This is a genomic window from Neobacillus drentensis, from assembly GCF_036962125.1.
Lineage (GTDB): Bacteria > Bacillota > Bacilli > Bacillales > Cytobacillaceae > Neobacillus > Neobacillus drentensis_B.
Genome location: NZ_JBALOA010000007.1, coordinates 78,766 through 102,653, shown reverse-complemented (window position 1 = coordinate 102,653; position 23,888 = coordinate 78,766). Strand labels below are relative to the sequence as shown.

General features: G+C 38.3%; 22 protein-coding genes and 2 riboswitches. Of the genes, 14 read left to right on the top strand and 8 right to left on the bottom strand.

Annotated elements, in window-relative coordinates; all coding sequences use genetic code 11:
* Window positions 1-146 precede the first annotated feature (146 nt).
* From V7121_RS08020 to V7121_RS08005, 4 genes are all read right to left on the bottom strand, one after another.
* Window positions 147-1,472 carry a (Fe-S)-binding protein gene (locus tag V7121_RS08020; protein ID WP_335501637.1) on the bottom strand — a complete coding sequence of 442 codons (1,326 nt, stop codon included), beginning with the start codon at window positions 1,470-1,472 and terminating at the stop codon, window positions 147-149.
* The gene (glcD, locus tag V7121_RS08015) at window positions 1,469-2,917 is read right to left on the bottom strand and encodes a glycolate oxidase subunit GlcD (protein WP_335501635.1); all 1,449 of its coding nucleotides are present in this window, start codon (window positions 2,915-2,917) and stop codon (window positions 1,469-1,471) included. Before glcD ends, V7121_RS08020 begins: the two co-directional genes overlap by 4 nt.
* A gap of 116 nt (window positions 2,918-3,033) precedes the next feature.
* Window positions 3,034-4,164 carry a CdaR family transcriptional regulator gene (locus tag V7121_RS08010; RefSeq protein ID WP_335501634.1) on the bottom strand — a complete coding sequence of 377 codons (1,131 nt, stop codon included), beginning with the start codon at window positions 4,162-4,164 and terminating at the stop codon, window positions 3,034-3,036.
* 110 nt (window positions 4,165-4,274) lie between these two features.
* A complete protein-coding gene (locus V7121_RS08005) occupies window positions 4,275-4,628 on the bottom strand; it encodes a DUF3905 domain-containing protein (RefSeq protein ID WP_335501633.1) in 354 nt (117 codons plus the stop codon).
* 135 nt (window positions 4,629-4,763) lie between these two features.
* Here V7121_RS08005 and V7121_RS08000 point away from each other — a divergent pair, with 135 nt between their 5' ends.
* Window positions 4,764-4,925 carry a hypothetical protein gene (locus V7121_RS08000; RefSeq protein WP_335501631.1) on the top strand — a complete coding sequence of 54 codons (162 nt, stop codon included), beginning with the start codon at window positions 4,764-4,766 and terminating at the stop codon, window positions 4,923-4,925.
* Window positions 4,925-5,062, top strand: a complete 138-nt coding sequence (locus V7121_RS07995) for a hypothetical protein (RefSeq protein ID WP_335546286.1) — start codon at window positions 4,925-4,927, stop codon at window positions 5,060-5,062. Before V7121_RS08000 ends, V7121_RS07995 begins: the two co-directional genes overlap by 1 nt.
* Before the next feature lie 19 nt (window positions 5,063-5,081).
* Here the strand turns inward: V7121_RS07995 and V7121_RS07990 are convergent, their stop codons facing one another.
* Complete coding sequence (locus V7121_RS07990; RefSeq protein ID WP_335546283.1) at window positions 5,082-6,827, bottom strand: B12-binding domain-containing radical SAM protein; 1,746 nt, start codon at window positions 6,825-6,827, stop codon at window positions 5,082-5,084.
* 121 nt (window positions 6,828-6,948) lie between these two features.
* On the bottom strand, window positions 6,949-8,640 hold the full coding sequence (locus tag V7121_RS07985; RefSeq protein ID WP_335501625.1) for an L-lactate permease: 1,692 nt from the start codon (window positions 8,638-8,640) through the stop codon (window positions 6,949-6,951).
* A 330-nt stretch (window positions 8,641-8,970) separates the two neighbouring features.
* On the opposite strand from V7121_RS07985, the gene V7121_RS07980 reads away from it, so the two are divergent.
* The 6 genes from V7121_RS07980 to V7121_RS07955 all read left to right on the top strand — a co-directional run bounded on the left by V7121_RS07980 (window position 8,971) and on the right by V7121_RS07955 (window position 16,397).
* Complete coding sequence (locus tag V7121_RS07980; RefSeq protein WP_335501623.1) at window positions 8,971-9,699, top strand: FadR/GntR family transcriptional regulator; 729 nt, start codon at window positions 8,971-8,973, stop codon at window positions 9,697-9,699.
* Between the two features lie 202 nt (window positions 9,700-9,901).
* The gene (locus V7121_RS07975) at window positions 9,902-10,618 is read left to right on the top strand and encodes a (Fe-S)-binding protein (RefSeq protein ID WP_335501621.1); all 717 of its coding nucleotides are present in this window, start codon (window positions 9,902-9,904) and stop codon (window positions 10,616-10,618) included.
* 56 nt (window positions 10,619-10,674) lie between these two features.
* On the top strand, window positions 10,675-12,099 hold the full coding sequence (locus tag V7121_RS07970; protein WP_335501620.1) for a LutB/LldF family L-lactate oxidation iron-sulfur protein: 1,425 nt from the start codon (window positions 10,675-10,677) through the stop codon (window positions 12,097-12,099).
* 2 nt (window positions 12,100-12,101) lie between these two features.
* A complete protein-coding gene (locus tag V7121_RS07965; RefSeq protein WP_335501618.1) occupies window positions 12,102-12,821 on the top strand; it encodes a LutC/YkgG family protein in 720 nt (239 codons plus the stop codon).
* Window positions 12,822-13,089: 268 nt separating this feature from the next.
* Complete coding sequence (locus V7121_RS07960; RefSeq protein ID WP_335546281.1) at window positions 13,090-14,103, top strand: 2-oxoacid:acceptor oxidoreductase family protein; 1,014 nt, start codon at window positions 13,090-13,092, stop codon at window positions 14,101-14,103.
* A complete protein-coding gene (locus V7121_RS07955; protein ID WP_335501614.1) occupies window positions 14,103-16,397 on the top strand; it encodes a thiamine pyrophosphate-dependent enzyme in 2,295 nt (764 codons plus the stop codon). Before V7121_RS07960 ends, V7121_RS07955 begins: the two co-directional genes overlap by 1 nt.
* Before the next feature lie 63 nt (window positions 16,398-16,460).
* On the opposite strand, the gene mtnK is transcribed toward V7121_RS07955, so the two are convergent.
* Window positions 16,461-17,645, bottom strand: coding sequence for an S-methyl-5-thioribose kinase (gene mtnK / locus V7121_RS07950; RefSeq protein WP_335501612.1), 1,185 nt, complete (start codon window positions 17,643-17,645; stop codon window positions 16,461-16,463).
* Window positions 17,646-17,748: 103 nt separating this feature from the next.
* Window positions 17,749-17,901, bottom strand: a riboswitch (SAM riboswitch).
* Between the two features lie 65 nt (window positions 17,902-17,966).
* Complete coding sequence (locus V7121_RS07945; RefSeq protein WP_335501610.1) at window positions 17,967-18,755, bottom strand: carbon-nitrogen family hydrolase; 789 nt, start codon at window positions 18,753-18,755, stop codon at window positions 17,967-17,969.
* Between the two features lie 112 nt (window positions 18,756-18,867).
* Between V7121_RS07945 and V7121_RS07940 the strand changes: the two genes are divergently transcribed.
* The 6 genes from V7121_RS07940 to V7121_RS07915 all read left to right on the top strand — a co-directional run bounded on the left by V7121_RS07940 (window position 18,868) and on the right by V7121_RS07915 (window position 23,864).
* Entirely contained in the window at window positions 18,868-20,040 is a 1,173-nt protein-coding gene (locus V7121_RS07940) for a pyridoxal phosphate-dependent aminotransferase (protein WP_335546278.1), read from the top strand.
* An 87-nt stretch (window positions 20,041-20,127) separates the two neighbouring features.
* A riboswitch (SAM riboswitch) is annotated at window positions 20,128-20,239 on the top strand.
* 74 nt (window positions 20,240-20,313) lie between these two features.
* A complete protein-coding gene (gene mtnW / locus V7121_RS07935) occupies window positions 20,314-21,525 on the top strand; it encodes a 2,3-diketo-5-methylthiopentyl-1-phosphate enolase (RefSeq protein ID WP_335546276.1) in 1,212 nt (403 codons plus the stop codon).
* The gene (locus V7121_RS07930) at window positions 21,522-22,202 is read left to right on the top strand and encodes a 2-hydroxy-3-keto-5-methylthiopentenyl-1-phosphate phosphatase (RefSeq protein WP_335501604.1); all 681 of its coding nucleotides are present in this window, start codon (window positions 21,522-21,524) and stop codon (window positions 22,200-22,202) included. The genes mtnW and V7121_RS07930 overlap by 4 nt, the downstream gene beginning before the upstream one ends.
* Window positions 22,189-22,809, top strand: a complete 621-nt coding sequence (locus V7121_RS07925; protein WP_335546274.1) for a methylthioribulose 1-phosphate dehydratase — start codon at window positions 22,189-22,191, stop codon at window positions 22,807-22,809. Before V7121_RS07930 ends, V7121_RS07925 begins: the two co-directional genes overlap by 14 nt.
* Before the next feature lie 31 nt (window positions 22,810-22,840).
* Window positions 22,841-23,374, top strand: coding sequence for a 1,2-dihydroxy-3-keto-5-methylthiopentene dioxygenase (locus V7121_RS07920; RefSeq protein WP_335501601.1), 534 nt, complete (start codon window positions 22,841-22,843; stop codon window positions 23,372-23,374).
* Window positions 23,375-23,621: 247 nt separating this feature from the next.
* Complete coding sequence (locus V7121_RS07915) at window positions 23,622-23,864, top strand: aspartyl-phosphate phosphatase Spo0E family protein (RefSeq protein ID WP_335501599.1); 243 nt, start codon at window positions 23,622-23,624, stop codon at window positions 23,862-23,864.
* Window positions 23,865-23,888 lie beyond the last annotated feature (24 nt).

The window sequence follows — 23,888 nt, the reverse complement described above, 5'->3', positions numbered from 1 at the left end:
TTCAACTCCTTCTTTTCGGTACAGAGATAATTTACCTCTGTATAAATAGTATTATTTGATATTGGATGTTTTATTAATGGTAATGTTTTTCGTTAATGGATATTAATTTCTAAAGCAAAATGAAAAAAGAGCCAAATGGCTCTTTTTTAATTCTTAACAGCTTCTAATAGGAGGTCAACGATATGGACACCTCTCATTTTCTCAGCCAATCCTTCCTTTTCAATGCCCACCTTCATTTGTAATAAACAACCAGGGTTGGCAGTAACAATTGTTGCTGCATGTGTGTTTTTGGCTTGCGTCATTTTATAATCGAGCATTTTCATCGACATTTCGGACTCGATAATATTATATATTCCTGCCGAACCACAGCAACGATCGGCATCCTTCATTTCTGTATAATCTGCACCTTTAATTGATTGTAGAAGTATTCTAGGTGCTGAGGCTGTTTTCATCACATTCCTCAAATGACAGGAATCCTGATAGGTAATAATTTGAGCTGGAAGCTCTAATTTTACCTTTTTATGAAAGTCAACAGCAACCAAAATCTCTGATACGTCTTGAATTTTTTCAGTGAAATCCTTCGCTCGTTGGCTCCATTCAGGATCATCCTTTAACATATGATCATAACCAAGTAAGAAGGCACCGCAACCGCCGGCATTCGTTATGATAAAATCTACATTTAAATCTTCAAAAGCTTTAATATTTCGTTTAGCTAAATCCTTTGAACCGCTTTTTTCACCATAGTGTCCATGGAGGGCACCGCAGCATGTTTGGTCCTCAGGAATAACAATTTCACAGCCTGCCAATTGGAGTAATTTGATGGTTGCATCATTAGTTTTCATAAACATGGAGTCCATCAAACAGCCGCTAAAAAAGGCGACACGATGAGTTTGTTTGCCAATTGGCTCGACATGTACAGGTCTATTTTTCAATTCCTTCATGGTCGCGACTTTAGGAAGCGCTTTTTCCATTAAGGCCAAATGGTCAGGTAAAATACCTAAAAATCCTATTTTCCTTGCAATCGACTGAATACCAGAGCGTTGGTAGAATCCAATTAGCCCGGTTACGTTTTTCATCCGATTTGGATGTGGAAACAGTCCATCAAATACTGTCTTCCGGACAATTCTAGTGGGTAAGGAGTACTTCTTGTTTTGACTGACAATATCTCGCGCTTCCTCTAATAAATGACCATAATTTACTCCAGAAGGGCAAACCGTTTCACAGGCTACACAGCCGAGACAGAGGTTGAGCGATCGCTCAAAATCTTCATCGGGTTCAATCAGACCATCGACAACAGCCTTCATTAACGCAATTCTGCCCCTAGGAGAGTGGGATTCTTTGTAACCTGATTCAATATAGGTGGGGCAAGCAGGTAAACAAAAACCACAGCGCATACAATTTAATAGCTCATCTTCATTCATTCTTTCTTTGAATTGTTCTTGAATCATTTCTTTTTCTTTCACAGTTGTCATTGTGTAACCACCACTTTTTCCATTGCTGTTCCTTGTTCTGTCAGGACTACGCGCTTTCTTTCCTCTTTTGCAAAGACTTTACCAGGATTCATAATATTATTTGGGTCCAAAGCTTGCTTAATTGCTTTCATTACAGCAATGCCTTCTTTGCCCAGCTTTAATTCTAGGTAAGGGGCTTTCATCACGCCGACACCATGCTCACCGGTTATGGTTCCGCCTAGTTCAACAGCTTTTTCGAAGATTTCAGCAAAAGCCATTTCGACACGTTCCATTTCCTCATGATTTCTTGAATCAGTAGGGCAGGTGGGGTGGAGATTACCGTCACCAGCATGACCGAAAGTACAGATTTGCAGGTTGTATTTTGCAGCTATTTTATTAATGGCATTTACCATTTTAGCTAGTTCAGATCTTGGGACAGTAGCATCTTCCAGTACCGTGGTTGGCTTAAGACGGGCCAATGCCGAAAGAGCTGTACGCCTAGCTGCTGCTAAAGCTAAGGCCTCTTCCTCTGAGGAAGCCACTTGAACGGATACGGCACCTTCCTGTTTACAGACCTCGATAATTTTCTCAATATCGCGATCCACCACTTCTGGTGAGCCATCTTGTTCAATTAATAATATTGCCTTTGCTTCTGTCGGTAAGCCGATTTTTGAATAGTCCTCAACGACCCTAATGGTCGGCTGGTCAAGAAATTCAAGTGTAATAGGAATAATTTTATTAGCAATAATCTTGGAAACGGTCTTGGCAGCTGCTTCAAGATCTTGGTATAAAGCTAACATTGTTTTCTTAGTTTCAGGCATAGGAATGAGCTTCAAAATTGCTTCAGTGATAATACCAAGTGTGCCTTCAGAGCCAACCATTAGACGAGTTAGGTCATAACCAGCAACATCTTTTGCCAGCTTTCCTCCCGTTTTGATGATATCACCGTTTGGCATAACAACTTCAAGACCAATTACATAATCCCGTGTAACCCCATATTTAAGTCCACGCAATCCACCAGCGTTTTCATTTATGGTTCCACCAATGGTGGCAATTTTCATTGAACCTGGATCGGGTGGATAGAATAATCCTTTCGCAGATGCTGCATTAGCTACATCGAGTGAAATGACACCAGGCTGGACAGTTATGGTCAAATTTTCTTCATCTAGGTCAATGATTTTATTCATATGTTTGAAAAGGATAACAATGCCACCTTCAGTTGGACACGTTCCTCCACAAAGATTGGTTCCTGAACCGCGTGGAACGATGGGAACTTTATATTCATTACAAACCTTAACAACTTCAGATACTTCCTTTGTATTCCTTGGTGCAACTACGGCATCTGGCATAGACTGCAAATTTGGTGTCGAATCATAAGAGTAGACAAGTCGTTCGGTTTTAGCATCATCAAAATTTTCCTTTGAAACAATTGCTTGTAACTTTTCTTTTACTATATTGGAAAGCATTCTGTTTCCCCCATTCCTTGAATACGCTTACAAGTTAATAAGTTTTATTACCTAAATAAAGTATAAAAAAAACAGGCATCTGCCTGCTATAGATAAACATCTAAAAAAAGTCGATTTTATTTTCTAATTTTTGTTTGTTCATCCAAAAAGAGAATACCTAGATACAGGTTGACCAAATCTTGGATATTATTAGCATTCAAATGGGTTAATTCTTCCACTTTTTTTAAACGGTAATGGAGAGTATTAATATGTATATGTAATTTTTTTGCTGTATTCTTTAAAGAATGATTTTGCTTAAATAATTCCTTTAAAGTCTCAAGCAGTTCCACTTCCTTTAGAAGAGGTCCAATGGTCCTGATTACAAAATCCGCTTTAGTTTTGGGATTTATCTCTTCAGAAATCATTTCTAGGGTCAAATTTTCGTCAAAGGTAATCGTGCCATTTACCTTGGCAATTTTTAATGACCGTTCCGCTTGGCGATAGGAATGACTAATTTCAAATGATTCTGCCGCTTGGCCAACACCTGCCACTGCTTGAATTCCAAAATTATTGAATAAGAACAGAAAAAATTTCATTAATCTCTTCTCGATAGAAGCGCGAGTAGGACCTTTTGAAGAATTTATGAGCAATACCATTCGTTCGTTCCCTGTACGGGCTACAACTTCTTGTGTATTCTCCTGAAACCTATTAAAAATTGAAGACCAACTGTCTCTCGACAGTGGCGAGTTTAGTCCTAAAAATTCAATAATAACCACTGTTCTTTTGGCCTTTAAATCAATGGCTAATAATTTCGCACGATTGATAAAAGGGTCGTCCCATTCTTTAGATTGAACCCAGTCCATTACAAATGATTCTATAGCACGTGTATGCCAGTCGTGTTGTTCTGCATAATAATTTTCACTAATGAGAAGTTCAGTCATTTTTCGGATAATCTCACCAAAAGGGGTAACTTTATTGGGGTCCCCCGTAATCCCAAGCACGCCAATCACATCATGCTGAAAGAAGATAGGAAAGTTAATCCCTGCTTTTACACCAGCTAACTTTAACTGATCTTCTTCGGTAATAATCAGTTTCCGCTTTTTTTGGGCGGTTAACAACGCTCCTTCGTGGAAGGTGCCGACTCTTTCCATGTCTGTACTTGCAATAATATCCCCTTCTGTGTTTACGACAATAATATCTTCTCCGATTAACTTTCTAACTTCTTTAACAATTTTTTCAGCTAATTCAGGTAATATCAATGCTGCCACCTCCGGTAAATCCTGAAAATAATTATATCAAGCTTTTATTAAAAGCGGGTCTTTAAAAATTAAATAAAAAAATGCTCTGGAAATTCCCAGAGCGATTTTTTATTTATTTTTCAATCACTGCCATGGCTTACGTCTTTAGTGGGATGCATAAAGGGGTAGGCTTGTGGTTTCTTCTTACTTTCAAGCAATTCTCGATTTTCTGATGTGTTCCAGCCAATATCATTGGTGGGATGAACCCACTCATCCCCAGCCATAATTGAGGGATCTGTATTAGTATCCCAGTTTTCCAACGGAGAATTTTCTGAGGCGTAATGACTGTCACCTATAACTACTCCGTGTTTATTAACAAAGGGAGGTTCAATTTTTATTCCGGTCCCCTTAAAACTAGGAGAATTTATCTGGTGCGGAAAAGTTTCATTTATGCTTAGTTTTTCCTGCTTATTTTCTTTGTTTTCATTTGTCATCTACAACACACTCCTGTTTTTTCTTATTTTCTTCGAGTAACAAAATTTTATTTATGAAAAATAAGGAAAGGAATGATAACCATTAATTTGTTAAAAACTATGGAGGTAAGATTGATTTTAAGGGAGGAATATTTGATGGCTAAGCGTAAAGCAGAATTTGATGCGGTAGAAAAATATACAAAAACCCCTCATAAGAATGTACAAGAAAGTGAATTTTCAGCGGAATTTACCGATAATAACAATGCTATTAGGTTTCAGAATAGAAATTCCAAACAAGGAAAAAAGGGTAGAAGTTAATGAAAAGCCGCCGTAAAACCCCACCGCGCATTCCTACGGAAGAATTCAGTGTTGAATTTGGCGATGTTAACGGCACAAAATTATATGATGTTTTACAAGTGTCCCAAAAAGAGAAGAAAAGTAATAAAAAAAAATAAGCCGGCAATGCCGGCTTTTTTAGTTCTCAAGAAATGAAAAGATAAGTGTTCGACCATTAATTGGGTCAAAATAAGCTAATAAACAAGAAGGGTGCTTATCAATCTTGCCCGTTGTTTGAAATTGTGGTAAATCAAAGGAAATCTCTTCAAGCATTGTATGTTTAAACAATTCTTTTTCATCAAGGCCAAGATCAACAAAGGATTGTCCAAGTAGGGAAGGCTTCTCAGAAATTTGTTTGTAAATTTGTGTTCTTTTATCCTTGTCAAAACTTGCTTCCCACCATGGTTTTCTTGGTTTATATTTATGGTTCTTAAGATAATCATACTTCATCAGGCCAGCTATAACATCTAAGTCATTAACGTCCAAGTATTCCAAAAAGGCATACAGTCTTCGGAATAAGTCTTCAAGTTGATGACCAATTCTGGACCAACCTTGGTTTTCCCAATATGAACCGAACTGTTGAAAGAAATCAAACGGTGACGGAAAAACATGTGTAATTAAAAATTCAACTGTAGCATCCATCCGGTGATCATTCCAGTATTTTTCCAAAACATCCTCAACCTGCTTTATTCTTACAATATCATCAAAGGAAAGGACATTATTGCTTAAGATTTCATAAGGAGAATGATCCATATAAATATAGTCGTGTTCCGCGGCTCGAAGACGTACTCCCGTTCCACGGAGCATTTTTAAAAAACCTAACTGCAGTTCTTCCGGACGTAATTCAAAGACATCATTGAAGGTCTTTCGAAATGAATCATAATCTTCCTCAGGTAAACCCGCAATTAAATCCAGATGCTGGTCAATTTTTCTTCCTTCCTTAACCATCGAAACCGTTCTTGTCAGCTTCGAAAAATTTTGTTTTCGCATCACGAGTTCATTGGTAAAGTCATTGGTTGATTGGACGCCAATCTCAAAGCGGAATAGTCCCTTTGGTGCTTCTTGATTAAGAAATTCAATTACCTCTGGACGCATGATATCTGCAGTAATCTCAAACTGAAAGACGGTTCCCGGAAGATGCTCATCTATTAGAAAGCGAAACATTTCCATTGCATAACTTCTGCTTATATTAAAGGTTCGATCAACAAATTTAATTGTTTTTGCCCCATTAGCCATTAAGTAACGAATATCCTCTTTAATTTTTTCACGATCAAAGTACCTGACACCTACTTCAATGGATGACAAGCAAAATTGACAGCTAAATGGGCAACCGCGGCTTGTCTCAATATAGGTGACTCTTTTGCCTAAATGAGTGATATCTTCAGGGAATCGATATGGTGATGGCAGTTCCTTAAGATCAAGTTTATTCATTTGAGGTGTAATTACTACCTGTTCTTTGTCACGAAAAGCAATACCCGGTACATTTTTGAAATTTTTTGTGGTCTTAATTTCAGTAAGCAGCTGTTTAAAGGTTTGTTCCCCTTCACCGATGACAATAAAGTCGGCCTCTGGTATTTTCTCCATCCATTCATGTGTATCATAAGTTACTTCAGGCCCGCCGAGGACAATCTTTATTGATGGATTAACCTTTTTTATCATATTGACCACTTTAATGGTCTCTTCAATATTCCATATATAACAACTAAATCCAATCACTTCAGGCTTTTGTTGATAAAGGTCAGTAACAATGTTTAGGACGGGGTCCTTAATCGTATATTCTTTGATTTGTATAGTAAATTCAGGTTCTGCGTATGCTTTTAAATACCGTATCGCTAGGTTGGTATGTATATACTTAGCATTCAAGGTAGAACAAATCACATTCATGATAAAACTCCTTTGCTTAAATAAGAACAATATTTTATTATAGCTTAGTTTAGACAAAAAGAGTAGTAAACCATTCAAAAGACCCATGCCGTTTCGGGCATGGGTCTTAACCAACTGTTTATTAAGGGATCATTATTGAAAGGAAATGACTTTGAATAAAGGTCATAATTCCAATAATAATAACTAAGAAGAAACTGTGTTTAATTGTAAAGCGGAACAATTCAGATTCCTTACCTGCAAGACCTACAGCAGCACAAGCAACAGCGATCGATTGTGGTGAAATCATTTTTCCGGTTACCCCACCTGAGGAGTTAGCCGCAAGTGCTAGGACTGGGTGCATGCCGACAGATTCTGCGGTGATTTTTTGTAGGTTACCAAATAATAAGTTTGCAGAAGTATCAGAACCAGTAATGAACACTCCAAGCCAGCCAAGGAAAGGTGAGAAGAACGGAAATAGTAATGAACCTGTTTTTGCTAGAGTCATTCCAAGAGTTGTACTCATTCCAGAGGCATTGGTTACATAAGCAAAACCAACCACAGCTGCAATTGTAATGACTGGATATTTTAGTTCATTAATTGTTTCTCCAAAAGTAGCCAACCAATTTTTCCAAGAGATACCAACAATGAATTTTGTTATGATGGCTGCAATTAGGATTGCTGTACCAGCGGCGCCAAGAAGTTCTAATTTATAAATGGCAGGAATCGGTGCGCCAGCTATATTAATTATTTTATTATTGATTAATGGTACATTAGGAATAAAAGTAAATGCGTGTCCAATTGTATTCACAGCTTTTAGAATAGCATTTGCTCCTTCATAATGCCCAGTTAATGCTAGTTTAACAGTTGGCATACCCCATAGAGTTATGATGGCTGTTAATAATAGGAATGGTGACCATGCCTTGAAAACTTGTCCACCTGTATGTTTTACTTCTTGTGTTTTAAGTTTTCTTGCTGATGTAGCAGCAAGTTCTTGCTCAGAAGCAAAGCGGAAAATGGTTTTTGGCTTCCAGAATTTTAAGAAGATAGCAAGTGCAAATAATGAAACTAATGCAGATAAGATATCGGGAAGTTCTGGTCCCATATAGTTTGAAGTAAAAAATTGAGTTCCAGCAAATGCAACACCTGAAACAAGAATCGCTGGCATTACTTCTTTTGTTTTTTTCCAGCCTGCCATGATAAATACTAGATAGAAAGGAATGAAGACTGATAGAAATGGTAACTGACGGCCAACCATTTTAGAAATTTCTGTAGCTGCAATACCAGTTGGACCTTCCATTGCAATGATTGGTGCACCAATAGCTCCAAATGCAACAGGGGCAGTATTAGCAATAAGACAAAGTCCTGCAGCATATAAAGGGTTAAATCCTAAACCAACTAAAAGTGCTGCGGAGATGGCAACTGGTGCTCCGAAACCTGCTGCACCTTCAAGAAATGCTCCAAAAGAAAACGCTACCAATAATGCTTGTAAACGGCGATCCTCGGTAATAGAAACAACGGAACTACGGATAATATCGAATTGTCCTGTTTTTACAGTAAGTTTGTACAAGAATACTGATGTAATGATAATCCAGCCAATCGGAATTATCCCATATACAGCACCTTGTGATGCAGACATAAATGCCATTCCAGCCGGCATTTTATAAGCGAAAATGGCAATCACTAAAGCTATGGCAAGTGTTGATAATCCAGCAAGATAACCCTTCATCCGTTTAATAGCTAAAGCCCAGAAAAAGTAAAGAATTGGAATTAGTGCAACGACTGCAGAAAGTGCGAGATTATCTCCCACTGCAGTAAAATTTTGAGTAAATGTCATAATAGCTTAATCCCCCCGAATTAGCTTGTTTTGATTTTTAAACCCTAAGAGAAAGTGCCTACCCTCCTTTTTGTGAGTAACCGCTTACAAACGGTGACAAGGTCATCAGATGACTTGATGTCTAAGTTGCTAAAATGAATTATATGGTTAATTTGGTAGAAAAACAATATTTTTTTGAAAATTTACATTTTACAACATTACCACATTAAAAAATTGTAAAAGGTGTTTTTTTAAAATAAAAGTAACTCGTAGGTGCAGTTTTAAGAAAAAAATGTATAATTAAATTGCGTCTGATTTATGAAATGTTGTTAGATGTTAGGGGCTGGATGGGTGCAATATAAGAAAATTAAACCAAAAAAGATTTATGAAGAAGTAGCAGAAGCCATTTATGAAATGATACGCTCTGGTCAGGTTAAACCGGGAGAAAAACTTGATTCTGTCCAACAATTGGCTGAAAATTTTCAAGTTGGAAGATCTGCGATTCGAGAAGCACTAACTTCCTTGAGGGCGATGGGGCTTGTTGAAATGAAGCAAGGGGAAGGCACGTATATTAAAGAATTTGAAACAGAGCAAATTACTTTTCCACTATCAACTGCAATTTTAATGAATAAAGAGGATATCGCTCAACTATTAGAAGTTCGGAAGATTATTGAGATTGGAACAGCATCCGCAGCCGCTAAAAAAAGGACGGCTGATCATCTTTTAAAGATGGAGAAGGCACTTGAAGAAATGAAGAGTGCCAATGGAGATGAGGCACTCGGTGAAATAGCTGATTTACAATTTCATTTTGCCCTTGCTGAGGCTGCACAAAATCCTCTTTTGCTGAATTTGATGAATCATGTATCTGGATTAATGGGAGAAACAATGAAAGAAACACGTCGGGTATGGCTCTTTTCTAAACAAACTACGGTGGAACGGCTTTATGAAGAACATCGGGATATTTATGAGGCAATTAAAGACAAAGATGAAGAAAAGGCAAGAAATTGTATGCTTGTTCACTTAGAGAATGTTGAAGCAATCCTGCAAAAGTATTTTCTCTCAACGAACTTATCAAGATAATTTCTAAACACATGTATGCCAGCTTCGGCTGGAGATACGTGTGATTTTTTTTTCAGAAAATTTTCTGGAAGCACTTTCAAAGTTTGCCACTTTTGTTGTAGTATAAATAATATAGAAATATTTCTTTTTTTTATTAAGTCATCAGATGACCAGTTCATCAGCTGGATTATAAAAATCTGATTTATAGGAGAGGAAGACCGCCATGAAGGTTACACTTTTTGCAACGTGTATAGTAGATATGTTTCAAAGTAATGTAGGAAAAGCAACAGTAGAACTACTTGAAAAGCTTGGGTGTGAAATAGATTTTCCTGAGTCCCAAGTATGCTGTGGGCAGCCATCCTATAATAGTGGGTATGTTAAAGAAACAAAAGAAGCAATGAAACGTATGATAGATACTTTTAATGATGCCGAGTATATCGTATCTCCATCAGGTTCATGCATCACAATGTTCCACGAATATCCTCACATATTTAAAGGCGATCCAATTTGGGAACCAAAGGCTAAGAAATTGGCAGAAAAGTCTTATGAACTCACTCAATTTATTGTCGATGTCCTAAAAATTGAGGATGTTGGGGCACGTTTTGAAGGAACGGTTACATATCATACCTCCTGCCATATGACAAGATTGTTAGGAGTTAGAAAAGCGCCAATGATTCTGCTAAGTAATGTTAAAGGTTTAAAGTTCACAGAATTGCCTGGAAAGGAGCAATGCTGTGGATTTGGAGGAACTTTTGCTGTTAAGATGGCACAAATTTCAGAACAAATGGTAGATGAAAAAGTTCGTCATGTAGAAGAAACAGGTGCCGAGTACTTAATTGGTGCTGATGCAGCATGCTTAATGAACATTGGCGGTCGAATTGGAAGATTAGGAAAGCCAATTAAAGTGTTGCATATTGCAGAGGTCTTAAATAGTCGATGACCGAACGTTTATTATATCTAGATTAATATATTCTACAAAGGTGGAGGAATGTTTGCATGGCTATGAAAATTAGCACGGATCAATTTAAAGATCGTGTTGATAAAGGGATTCATGATGATTTCATGCGCGGTGCTGTTGCTGGAGCACAGGATGGCATGGGCGTAAAACGGAGAATCGCTACTGAGGAATTAGGAAACTGGGAAGACTGGCGTTCGCATGGTGAAGAAATCCGTCAGCATGTACTTGAAAATTTGGATTATTACTTGGAGCAATTAAGTGAGAATGTTGCCAAACGCGGCGGGCATGTTTTCTTCGCTCAGACGAAAGAAGAAGCTAATGAGTATATTAGAGAAATTGTCAAGAAAAAGGAAGCAAAGAAAATTGTAAAAGCTAAATCGATGGTAACGGAAGAAATCAGCTTAAACTCCATGCTCGAGCATGAAGGCTGTGAGGTCATTGAAACGGACTTAGGCGAATACATTCTGCAAATTGATGATCATGATCCGCCATCACATATTGTTGTGCCAGCTTTGCATAAAAATAAAGAGCAAATTCGCGATGTATTTACAGAGAAGCTAGGTTACACAAAAACATCCAAACCAGAAGAATTAGCGTGGCATGCACGTGAAATGTTACGTAAGGAATATCTATCAGCTGACATCGGTATTACGGGTTGTAACTTTGCTGTTGCGGAGACAGGATCTTTTAGTTTAGTGACTAACGAAGGTAATGCTGATTTAGTAACGGCATTGCCGAAAACGCAAATTACCGTTATGGGAATGGAAAGACTAGTTCCAACATATGAAGAAATGGAAGTCCTTGTTAGCTTATTAACAAGAAGTGCAGTAGGTCAAAAATTAACCAGTTATATTACTGTGTTAACAGGACCGAGAGAAGCATTAGATGTTGACGGTCCAGAGGAATTCCACCTTGTCATTGTTGATAATGGCAGATCTAAGATTCTTGGGGGAGAATTCCAGTCAGTATTACAGTGTATCCGCTGTGCTGCTTGTATAAATGTATGTCCGGTTTATCGTCATGTCGGTGGACACTCATACGGCTCCATCTATTCAGGGCCAATCGGAGCAGTGTTATCGCCATTATTAGGCGGATATGATGAATTTAAAGAACTTCCGTATGCCTCAACACTATGTGGAGCATGTACAGAGGTATGTCCAGTAAAAATACCGTTACATAACCTTCTTCATAAACATCGCGAAGTTATTGTTGAGCAAGAAGGGAAAGCACCAATCGCCGAAAAACTACTTATGAAAGCTTTTGGTTTGGGTGCAGCATCACCAATGATGTATAATATTGGTTCAAAAATGGCACCAGCAGCAATGAATCCATTTACTGTTGGGGAGAAAATTTCAAAAGGACCAGGTCCTTTAAAGGCATGGACAGATATTCGTGATTTTCCAGCACCAAATAAAGAGCGTTTCAGAGATTGGTTTAAAAACCGTGAAAAAGGAGGGAAATAATCATGGCAGGGACTATTCAAAATCGGGATAAATTTTTAAATCAAATCGCCAGCCGCCTTGACCGCCCACGAATTTCCTCTCCGGTTGATAGACCAGTTTGGAAATTTCGTCCCCAGGATGAGGTATTGAAAGATACTACGCAGGATGATCTTTTAGAGGTTTTAAAGGAACAATGTAAGAAAATTCATACAAATATATATGAAACGAATCAAAAGGATTTAGCGGCTACCCTTAACCAAGTGGTTTCAGGCTATGGCGGCGGTCCAATCGTAACGTGGAAAGATGAGCGTTTTTCGAAGTGGGGACTTGATTCATTATTTAAGCAGGAATGGCCTTGTCAAGAGATGGATGTCTATGAATGGAACCACACCAAGGGTAAAAAAAATATCGCAAAAGCGGAAAAGGCAAATGTGGGGATTACGATTAGTGAAATAACACTGGCTGAATCAGGTACGGTTGTATTATTTAGCGATGAGAATAAAGGCAGAACCGTCAGCTTTTTACCAGCCACCTATATTGCTCTTGTTCCGAAAAGTTCATTAGTGCCGCGGATTACGCAAGCTGCGCAAAAGATGAGGGAAATTCATAAGAAAACCGGTCATGTTGCCTCATGCATTAACTTTATTACTGGACCAAGTAACTCAGCAGATATTGAATTAAATCTTGTTGTTGGAGTTCACGGACCAGTAAAAGCTACCTATATCGTTATTAATGATCTTTAAAATTTACAAAGGGTCTGCACCATAACCGGGTGCAGACTTTTTTTATGGTGTGCTGTAATACAACAATAAACCTCCTGTTATATAATTAATAACCACCTTGAAAATCATATTTAGACGTATTTTTTCAATATAAAAATTATGTGTTATAAAACTTTTTTTGTTGTGTTTGACTTTTATCACAGCTTAATAAAAATATAAGTCTTACAATAGTCGTGGGGAAGTTAAAATTTTATGTCTATTTCGTTTTACGAGATTGGGGAGGGACATTATGTCTATTTTACCGAAAAAAAATGAATTAGGATTCTTTGAAATCCGCCTAGAATCAATCGGAGGACTTGGAGCTAACCTTGCTGGAAAAATGTTGGCTGAAGCTGGCGTTTTAAGTCTTGGTTTGAAAGGGTCCAATTTTTCATCCTATGGTTCTGAAAAGAAGGGGTCGCCGGTTAAAAGCTTTATCCGTTTCTGTGACCCAGATGTAGAAATTAGAGATCATAGTCCAATTGAACAACCACATATTGTTGGTGTTTTCCATGAAGCCTTATATAGAACTGTTGATGTTGTCAGCGGCTTAAATCCTGATAGTATTGTTTTGGTAAATACAGCTAGAAATTTCGACGAAGTTAAACACGATTTACAATTAGAGTACGGTACCCTTGCCATTGTTGATGCACTACAGATAGCAGTAGAGGAAAAAACGAAAGTAAATACAGCGATGCTTGGTGCACTATATCGTATTTGTGATTTCTTAGATCCAGAGTCGATGAGAGATGTTATCCGGAAAACGTTTACCAAGAAATATCCACATCTTGTTGAACCAAATATCCGTACTTTTGACCGTGGTTATAATGAAGTTCAATTTAAGACTTATGAAGTTCCAGCAGGAGCTGAAGGGAAAGCATTTACTCGTCCGCTACCACAGCTTGGCTATATGACTCAGGAAATCGGTGGAGTTATGGTTTCACAGGCAAACAGTATTTTTAAAGATTTAAGTGGTTCGCGCCAAGGGTTCCTTCCGGAATTCCAGCAAGATAAATGTATTCACTGTGCTGCATGTGACAATGTTTGTCCAGACTTCTGTTTTGTATGGGAAGAAGGAGAAGATAAGCGGGGCAGAAAGCAAATGTTCCTTAAGGGTATTGATTACCAATATTGTAAGGGCTGTCTAAAATGTGTCGAAGCATGTCCGACAGATGCACTTGGCGATCTTCGTGAAATGTTAGGGTATGCAGATACCAACCGCGTTAAGCAAAACTTTCCTTATATTGCAGGAGGGATCCAATAATGGCTATTTTAGAAGATAAATTATCAACAAAAAGCGTAGCAGAACAAATATCTACCTTTGAATCAGGAAATGAAATGGCTGCAATGGCTGCAGCACAAATCAATTATCATATTATGGGATACTTCCCAATCACACCTTCAACTGAGGTTGCACAATTTTTAGATCAAATGAAAACTCGAGGCGAGCATGATATTAAGTTGATTCCAGCAGATGGAGAGCATGGTTCTGCAGGTATTTGCTATGGTGCTGCTGCAACTGGTGCACGTGTAATCAACGCAACCAGTGCCAATGGATTCTTATATATGCTTGAACAGATGCCAGTTCAGTCCGGAACTCGTTTTCCAATGGTCATGAACCTAGTTACTCGAGCTGTTAGTGGTCCACTAGATATTCGCGGGGACCATTCAGATCTTTATTATGCATTAAATACAGGTTGGGTCATCTTAACTGCAAAAACACCACAAGCTGTTTATGACATGAATATTATGGCACTTAAAATTGCAGAACACTCAAAAGTCCGCTTACCAGTTATTGTTGCATATGATGGATTCTTTACATCCCATCAAAAACGCCGCGTAGAATTCTTTAAGGACCGCAGCGTTGTTCAACAATTTGTCGGGGAATGTCCAACCGATTATAATTTTGTTCGGGATTTGAGAAAGCCTGTAACAGTTGGTGCTCATATGAGTGGTGATGACTTCTTAAACAATCACTTCCAACAATCAGAAGCAATGTACAATGCTGGTGAGGTATTTAAAGAGGTAGCCGCAGAATATGCTAAGCTTTCTGGTAGGGAATATCCCGTACTAGATTTATATAAAATGGAAGATGCGGATGTCGCACTATTTCTATTAAACTCTGCTGCAGAATCTGCAAAAGATGTAGTCGATCAACTTCGTGCCAAGGGTATTAAGGCGGGGGTAATCAGTCCGAATATTATTCGTCCATTCCCTGCAAAGGAAATTCGCGAGGCCCTTAAAAATGTTAAATCATTATTAATTGGAGAACGTGCTGATTCCTACGGTGCAAATGGTCCTAACCTTACACATGAAGTGAAATCTGCCCTTCAGGATGACAAAGAAAACAAGACAATCGTGTTAAGCCGCGTATTTGGTTTGGGCGGTAAAGACTTCTATGCAAGTGATGCACAGGCTTTCTTTGATATGGCCATTGATACAATGGAGAAGGGTTATGCCGAAAAGCCGTTTGATTACTATGGTCATATTGAAGGTAACCCTGAAAAAATTCTTAAGCCAGTTATTTTGCCACAGCATGGGGATGTATATAAAACAGGCCTAATTGATGTAAAAATGGATGAAGAAACCAATAAATTGAAGGTGAAAATCCCGCCACTTCGTGCTTTAACTGGTAAACCAAAGCGAATAGCATCAGGTCACGGTGCTTGTCCAGGCTGCGGAATTTTTGCTGGACTAGAGTTGTTCTTTAAAGGTATTGAGGGCGACATTGTTACTTTATTCCAAACAGGCTGTGCCTATGTAACAACTACATCCTATCCAAGCACTTCACATAAGCAAACAATGATGCACAATTTATTCCAAAACGGTGCAGCTACGCTTTCAGGTACGGTTGAAGCGTTTATGGAATTAAAGCGCCGCGGTGAAATTAACGTATCGGATGACGCCACATTTGTAATGATTACTGGTGATGGCGGGATGGACATTGGTATGGGCTCTGCGATTGGAACAGCTCTTCGCGGACATAAATTAATTATGCTTGAATACGATAATGAAGGCTACATGAATACAGGTTCACAAATGTCCTATTCTACTCCACTTGGTCATATGACAAGTACATCAGGTGTGGGAAAAACACAGCGTGGAAAAGCCTTCCATCATAAGGATACAGCACAAATAATGGCGTCAACGAATATTCCTTATGTGTTTACTGGTTCAGAAGCATTCCCGCAAGACTTAGTTAAAAAAGGTGCAAAAGCACAGTGGTATGCACAAAATGTGGGAACCGTTTATGGCAAACTTCTGATTACATGCCCGCTAAACTGGAAATCCGATGATCGTTTCGGTACAACCATTGTTGAAGCAGCTGTAAATTCATGCTTCTTCCCACTCTATGAAGTGGAACAAGGTGTGACAACAATAACTTACAATCCAGAAGAGAAGAACAAAAGAATTCCGCTTTCGGATTGGTTAAAATACATGGGTAAAACAAAACACCTACTCAAAGAAGAAAACAAACCAATGTTAGAAGAGTTTGAAGCTGAAGTTGAGAAAAGATGGCAGCGTCTAAAAGCAAAAGATGAAAATCCAATGCTGTAAATAGTGAAATAAAGTGGGGCTCCAAAAAGTCAGTTATATGACTTTTTGGAGCCCTTTCTTTGATTAGATTAATTCTCTTACTTTTGTTATGAAGGCAGCAAGGCTTTTAATTTCTTTTCGCTGCTTAATGAGGAGTGTACCAATTTCAAGTGTTTTCTGTTTTGCAGCAATTCTTGTTTGCTCACCCTCAATCCCATCTAAATCCGCAACATGTGATAATCCAATTGTTCTTCTGATTAATTCACATCCAGCAAAGCCAATGGAATCCTCAAAAAATTTGGATAACTGATAGTTTAGGAATGTAGAAGTTTTTGCAGCAGTCTCTTTATTTTCTGTATTCCAAAGGAAGGTATATTGGTCTTTAAATACATTCCAGACCGTTTCAACGTGGTTGATGAAAAGATCTCGTTTTTCTTCATTCGCAATTACTTGAAAAAGTAGATTCGCAAATACTTGCCCAATATCAAAGCCAGCCGGTCCATAGAAAGCAAATTCTGGGTCAATTACCTTTGTTTCTATTTGACCCGCAAATACACTACCTGTATGAAGGTCACCATGGAGAAGAGCTTCAGTTTCTGATAAAAAGCTTTTCTTTAAAACATTTACATGAAACTGGAGTTCTTCATCCCTCCATAGTGCTTCCACCGCTGGACGGAGACCACCTTCAAATTCGTTGGTGTCTGCATCGACAAAAGGATCAGTAAAGATTAAATCCTCAGTGATTTTGCATAGTTCAGGGTTGATAAACTGTTGGAGATATTCTTTTTTGATAGATGGTCCTAATCCATAATCCGAAGTGTAAAATAATGTCTTAGCGAGATATTCACCCAGATGTTTAGCAAACAATGGGTAAGTTTCACCCTTGATAAAGCCGGTTCTTGCAATTAGAAGATGGGATAGGTCTTCCATTATTGTGACAGCAAGTACATCATCAGTGTAAAAGACCTCCGGTACATAATCAGGAGCAATTTGTTTGAAAATTTTCAATGCTTCCGCTTCAATTTTTGCTCGTTTCAGCGTTAATGGCCAGCTTTCGCCAACAACTTTAGCATAGGGGAGAGCTTGCTTAATAATGATACTTTTTCCTTCCAATTCATCGACAATATGAAAGACAAGATTGAGATTGCCGTCGCCAATTTCCTTGCAGGATAGTGTCGCATGCCCTGCAAAAATATTTAAATCAAGTGCCAGTTCAACCGCACTTTCGTTTGTTAACGGCTGATATGTTTTTTGCTTTAATAGACTCATTATGGTTCCTCCTTAATTTTGGGAGGCTAATCTGTACCCATAGGTACTAAAAAGCCCCTTTCTCATCTGAAAGAGGCTAGAAGACAATATTTGTCTATCGCACCTCTTATCTCTCAGAAAGATGATGATCCTTCTGTTGGAATTAGCACCGTGCCTTAGAGGGTTCTTTAGCGCATTAGACGCCATTTTGTAATGGTTGTAAGGTCGGTTGCTGGGCTTCAAAGGGCCAAATCCCTCAGCCAGCTCGTGATAAGAGAAAATCTATTCAACTGGTAAAAATCATATCAGTATCAAAAGGATAGTGTCAATATATTTTGAATATTAATATTTATAATATTCTGGTTTTCTATCTGCGAAAATAGGGATTTGTCTCCGAACTTCTTTGACCAGATTTATATCAATTTCTGCTGACAATATTTGTTCGCTGGTACCGGCTTCTGAAACCACCTCTCCCCACGGGTCAATAATCAACGAGTGCCCAGCGAATTGATTATTTGGGTCTTGACCGGATCGGTTACAAGCGATTACGTAGCACTGATTTTCAATGGCTCTGGCAATTAAAAGAGCTCTCCAATGGGACAAGCGCTGAAGCGGCCATTCTGCCACCACAAATAATGCTTCAGCACCTGCAGCAGAATGAACACGTATCCACTCTGGAAAACGGATATCATAACAGATGGCACCAGCAAATTTATTATCTTCCAATTGAAAAATTCCTTTTTCGTTTCCTGCTTCTAAATAAACATGCTCATCCATCAGCTTAAATAGGTGAAGTTTACTGTATTGGTGAACAAGTTTGCCGTCCTTATTGATGATGAGAAGGGTATTTTTAATACCACTTTCTTCACGATTGGCTACCGATCCTCCGACGAAATTCACTTGGTAGGTTTTTGCCGCTTCTTGAAGAAAATTAATTGTCTGTAAGGCATGGTCGTCAGCGATTTCATCGAGACGAGTCAAATCATATCCTGTGGTCCATAATTCTGGAAGAACAATGATGTCGGGTTTATCAGATTGTGCTTTTTCAATAAGCCTTTCTGCAGATTGATAGTTATTATTTGGATCACCGAAAGCGATATCCATTTGTAAACATGAGATTTTTAGTTTCATAATTTTTCACCTCGTTAAAACTTTCGGAATTTTTTCTTTACAAGCTATTATAAAAGTTATATCATTTGTGACTAGAATTTCATAATGAAAATACTTAAAGCAGGTGAGAACTATGAAACAATTTCCACCATCGGAGCTATTAAACAGTCTTCCGAAGCAATTTTTTGCTTCTCTTGTTAAAAAAGTTGGGGAATATATTTCACAGGGATATGATGTTATTAATCTAGGGCAAGGCAACCCTGATCAGCCAACCCCCGCTCATATTGTTGCCAAACTTCAAGAAGCGGCGGTGAATCCAATAAATCACAAATATTCTCCATTTCAGGGGCACAGTTATTTAAAAAAGGCTGTTGCTGATTTTTATTTACGTGAATATGGAGTAACCATTGATCCTACCAAAGAAGTAGCTATATTATTTGGTGGGAAGGCAGGGCTGGTTGAGATTCCTCAGTGTCTATTAAATCCCGGCGATACAATTCTTGTACCCGATCCCGGCTACCCGGATTATTTATCAGGAGTCGCACTGGCTAAAGCAGAAATGGTTATGATGCCGCTCAAAGAGGATAAAAACTTTTTGCCTGATTATACCGAACTAAATGAGAAAGACCTAGAAAAGGCTAAAGTAATGTTCCTCAATTATCCCAATAACCCTACTGGTGCGGTAGCTACTTGTGAATTTTTTGAAGAAACAATTAAACTAGCAAGTGATCATGATATTTGTATAGTCCATGATTTTGCCTATGGGGCAATCGGGTTTGATGGTCAAAAACCCTTGAGTTTTTTACAGCTTGAAGGGGCAAAAGAAGTTGGAATTGAAATCTATACTTTATCTAAAACCTATAATATGGCAGGTTGGCGTGTTGGATTTGCGGTTGGAAATGAAAGCGTAATAAGCGCTATTGAACTGATGCAGGACCATTTGTATGTCAGTTTATTTGGGGCTGTTCAAGAAGCAGCCGCTGAAGCTTTAACAGGTCCACAAGATTGTGTTAAGGAGTTAAATGAGCTGTATGAGCGCAGAAGGAACGTACTGATAGATGGGCTTCGTTCCTTAGGCTGGAATGTCAACGCACCAAACGGTTCTTTTTTTGCATGGCTTAAGGTTCCTAAAGGTTATTCTTCCTCAGAATTTGCAAATATTCTCCTAGATCAGGCACATATTATGGTTGCACCTGGAATTGGCTTTGGTGAATTTGGAGAGGGCTATGTTCGAGTAGGGCTACTATCATCAGAAGAGCGATTAGCCAAAGCTGTCGAAAGAATTAGCCGTTTGGAAATATTCTAAAAAATTTATTGACAATCTATTTTTTTCTTGCGATAATCCAAATTAAAGTTAAACAGCATCTAAAACTTAATAAAATTACGAATCGTTTTCTTATCAAGAGCAGGCGGAGGGAAAAGCCCAATGAAGCCCGGCAACCGACTTAAATATTTAGTTTAAGCACGGTGCTAATTCTTGCAGCAACAAGGCTGAAAGATGAGAAGATGTTAGTTTTCAGCTAACCTCTTCTTTGTTGAAGAGGTTTTTTATGTTTATTAAAAAAGGAAGTGTTTCTATATGACAGAAATTATTGCAACCTATCTACTTCATGATGAAAAGAAACCTGATAAGAAGGCTGAAGAAATAGCGCTTGGATTAACGGTCGGTTCATGGACGAACCTGCCTGAATTAGAGCAAAGCCAATTACGCAAACATAAAGGAAGAGTCGTATCAATTGAAGGGATTCCTTCAGAAAATGAAGGTCGCTCTCTGATCCAAGTGGCCTATCCAACAATAAATTTTTCGAATGACCTGCCAGCCATTTTAACCACTGTTTTTGGTAAGCTTTCATTGGATGGAAAAATAAAATTACTTGATTTGCAATTTGGTGAGGGAATTAAAAGTCTGTTCCCTGGTCCAAGATTTGGGATTGAAGGACTGCGGGGGAAGGTAAACGTCTATAACAGACCACTATTAATGAGTATTTTTAAAGGAGTTCTTGGGAAAGACCTCAAGTTTTTAGCCGAGCAGTTAAAACAACAAGCCCTTGGTGGTGTTGATTTTGTTAAGGATGACGAAATCCTATTTGAAAATGGATTGACACCGTTTGTAAAAAGAATTGTAGAAGGAAAAAAAGTACTTCAAGAGGTGTACGAACAAACAGGACACCGTACTTTGTACGCAGTAAACCTAACAGGCAGAACATCGCAGCTAAGGGAAAAAGCAAGGAAAGCCGCTGAACTAGGTGCAGACCTCTTACTGTTCAATGTTTTTGCCTACGGGTTAGATGTCCTTCAGGAATTAAGAGAGGACAATGACATTGCATTACCGCTGATGGCCCACCCCGCCGTTAGTGGAGCACTCACTTCATCCCCGGCCTTTGGCTTATCGCATTCATTATTACTCGGTAAACTTCTTCGTTATGCAGGTGCTGATTTATCATTGTTTCCATCGCCGTATGGTACTGTGGCATTAGAAAAATCGAAGGCCCTATCGATCGCAAGTGAATTAACAGTTAAAGACACATTTAAAAGAGCGTTCCCTGTTCCGTCAGCAGGAATTCATCCTGGCTTGGTTCCATTATTAATCCGTGATTTTGGGATCGATTCTATTATTAATGCTGGCGGTGGAGTCCATGGTCACCCCGATGGGGCACGTGGTGGCGGTCTGGCATTCCGGCAAGCGATTGAAACCAATCTCCAAGGCAAGCTATTGGCCGAAGGGGCTGAAATCTATCCTGAACTTAAACTAGCGTTAAAGCTTTGGGGGAATGCAGAGGTAACTAAATGACCAACCCTGTAATCTTTTGTGATTTTGACGGAACAGTAACGAAAAGTGATAACATTATAAGAATGATGAAAGAATTTGCGCCTCCAGAATGGGAAAATATTAAGGATCTAATTCTAAACCGACAAATTTCAATCAATGAAGGAGTAGGAAAATTATTCTCCTTATTAAATAGTAATTTGAAAGAAGAGTTGACTGCGTTTGCAATTGAAAATGCAGAAATTCGCCCAGGATTTAAGGAATTTGTCGAATATACGAGAACAGAAAATATACCATTATATATTGTTAGCGGTGGGATTGACTTTTTTGTTTATCCGATTTTAGAAAAATTTGGACCATTTAATGGTATTTATTGCAATGAATCTGATTTTTCAGGTGAGCGTATAAAAATTCTCTGGCCGAATAACTGTGACTCGTTATGTGACAATGATTGCGGCTGCTGTAAACCGGGTATTATGCGAAGGGTAACCCAGGGGAAAGAATGCTTCAAGATTGTCATTGGTGACTCGGTTACGGATCTAGAGGCAGCAAAACATGCCGACTTTGTGTTAGCTAGAGATTTACTACAAGAGAAATGTGTAGAATGGGGAATTAATCATCGTGGATTTAGCTCATTCTTCGAATGCATAAACGAAATTAATAATAGAATGGAGGTGGGGGACGTAAATGTTAAAGGTTAGATGGAATGAATTAGCGGAAGTGAAGGACGAACTTGCGGTGCGGGACTGGTTTATGGGAACGAGCGGTAATCTGGCGATTAAAGTGAATGAGCAGCCACTTCAATTTCTTGTAACAGCTAGTGGTAAAGATAAACGGAAGCGTACAGATGAAGATTTTTTACTAGTGGACGAATTTGGCCAGCCTGTGGATGAAACGCATTTAAAACCCTCAGCAGAGACACTCCTTCATGTTGAAATATATCGTAAGACCAATGCTGGCTGTAGTCTTCATGTTCATACTATCGAGAATAATGTGATTTCAGAGATTTATGGTGAGCATGGTGAAGTTTCGTTTAAGGGTCAAGAACTTATTAAGGCATTTGACAAATGGGAAGAGGACGCCGTCTTAACCATCCCTATCATCCGAAATGATGCCCATATCCCAACGCTTGCCAATAAGTTTTCTAAATATGTTTCAGGCGATATTGGTGCGGTCTTGATTCGTAATCACGGAATCACAGTATGGGGAAAAACTGCTTTTGAAGCGAAAAAAGTCCTTGAGGCATCTGAGTTTTTATTCCGATATCAGTTACGGATGCTTGAACATCGACGATACCAAGTGCTCTAACCAACAAAAAAGAGGAAGGGAAGAATTAAAGATGGCATACATTACATTTCAAAATAAAGAAGAAAAAATTCTTGTCCAAGAAGAGGTTGCAAGTTTCCTAGAAACTCAAGAAGTTATCTATGAAAATTGGAATATAAAAAAACTACCAAGTGAACTGGTTGAAAAGTATCTACTAAGCGAGGCAGAAAAGGAAGAAATCCTAGCAGCTTTTCAGGAAGAAATTACTGATATCTCTGCTAGACGGGGTTACAAAGCACAGGATGTTATTTCCTTATCAGAAAATACTCCGAACTTGGATGCGTTGCTAACAAACTTTAAAAATGAACATCATCATACGGATGATGAAGTTCGTTTCATTGTTAGTGGTCATGGTGTTTTTGTCATTCAAGGTAAAGATGGTGAATTTTTTGAAGTTCATCTAAATCCTGGTGACTTAATCTCTGTTCCAGAAAATACGAGACATTATTTTACATTGGAAGAAGATCGAAAAGTAGTAGCCGTAAGGATTTTTGTTACAACCGAGGGCTGGGTGCCGATTTACGAACAGGAAGAAGTAAATCAATAATTAATAAGAAAAACTGGCTGCGGTTAACTGTATGCCAGTTTTTTTACGGATTAGACTAAAGAAAGAAAGGTTGAGATATTGTCGTATAAACAAGAAATCACTCGAAAAAATTGTCGAAAAACGAAAGAAATAGAATGTTTTGTCTACTTTTGCGATTGTATTTACATTTATAAAAATTCTTGTCATAATTCATCAAGTAGTCTATTTTTTAGTAGTTTACAGTAATGGAGTATGAGGTGGGATAAAAGTGTACGAGCAGATGAATAGACAAACTGATATGATTGAAGAGATAAAGGCTAAAAGGGAATTAATGATCAATAGTGCAAACTCACTTGGCTTTACAAGTGATGTAACCATAAAATATAGCCAAGAGTTGGATAAATTAATTAATGAATATCAAAAGGCCATGGAAGGAACCTCCAGGCCAAATGATGAAATTAAATTTGCTTTTAAACAAATGATTATGATATGGCCAAAGTTATTGGTTTAAATAGAAACAAAGTTTACCAAAAGG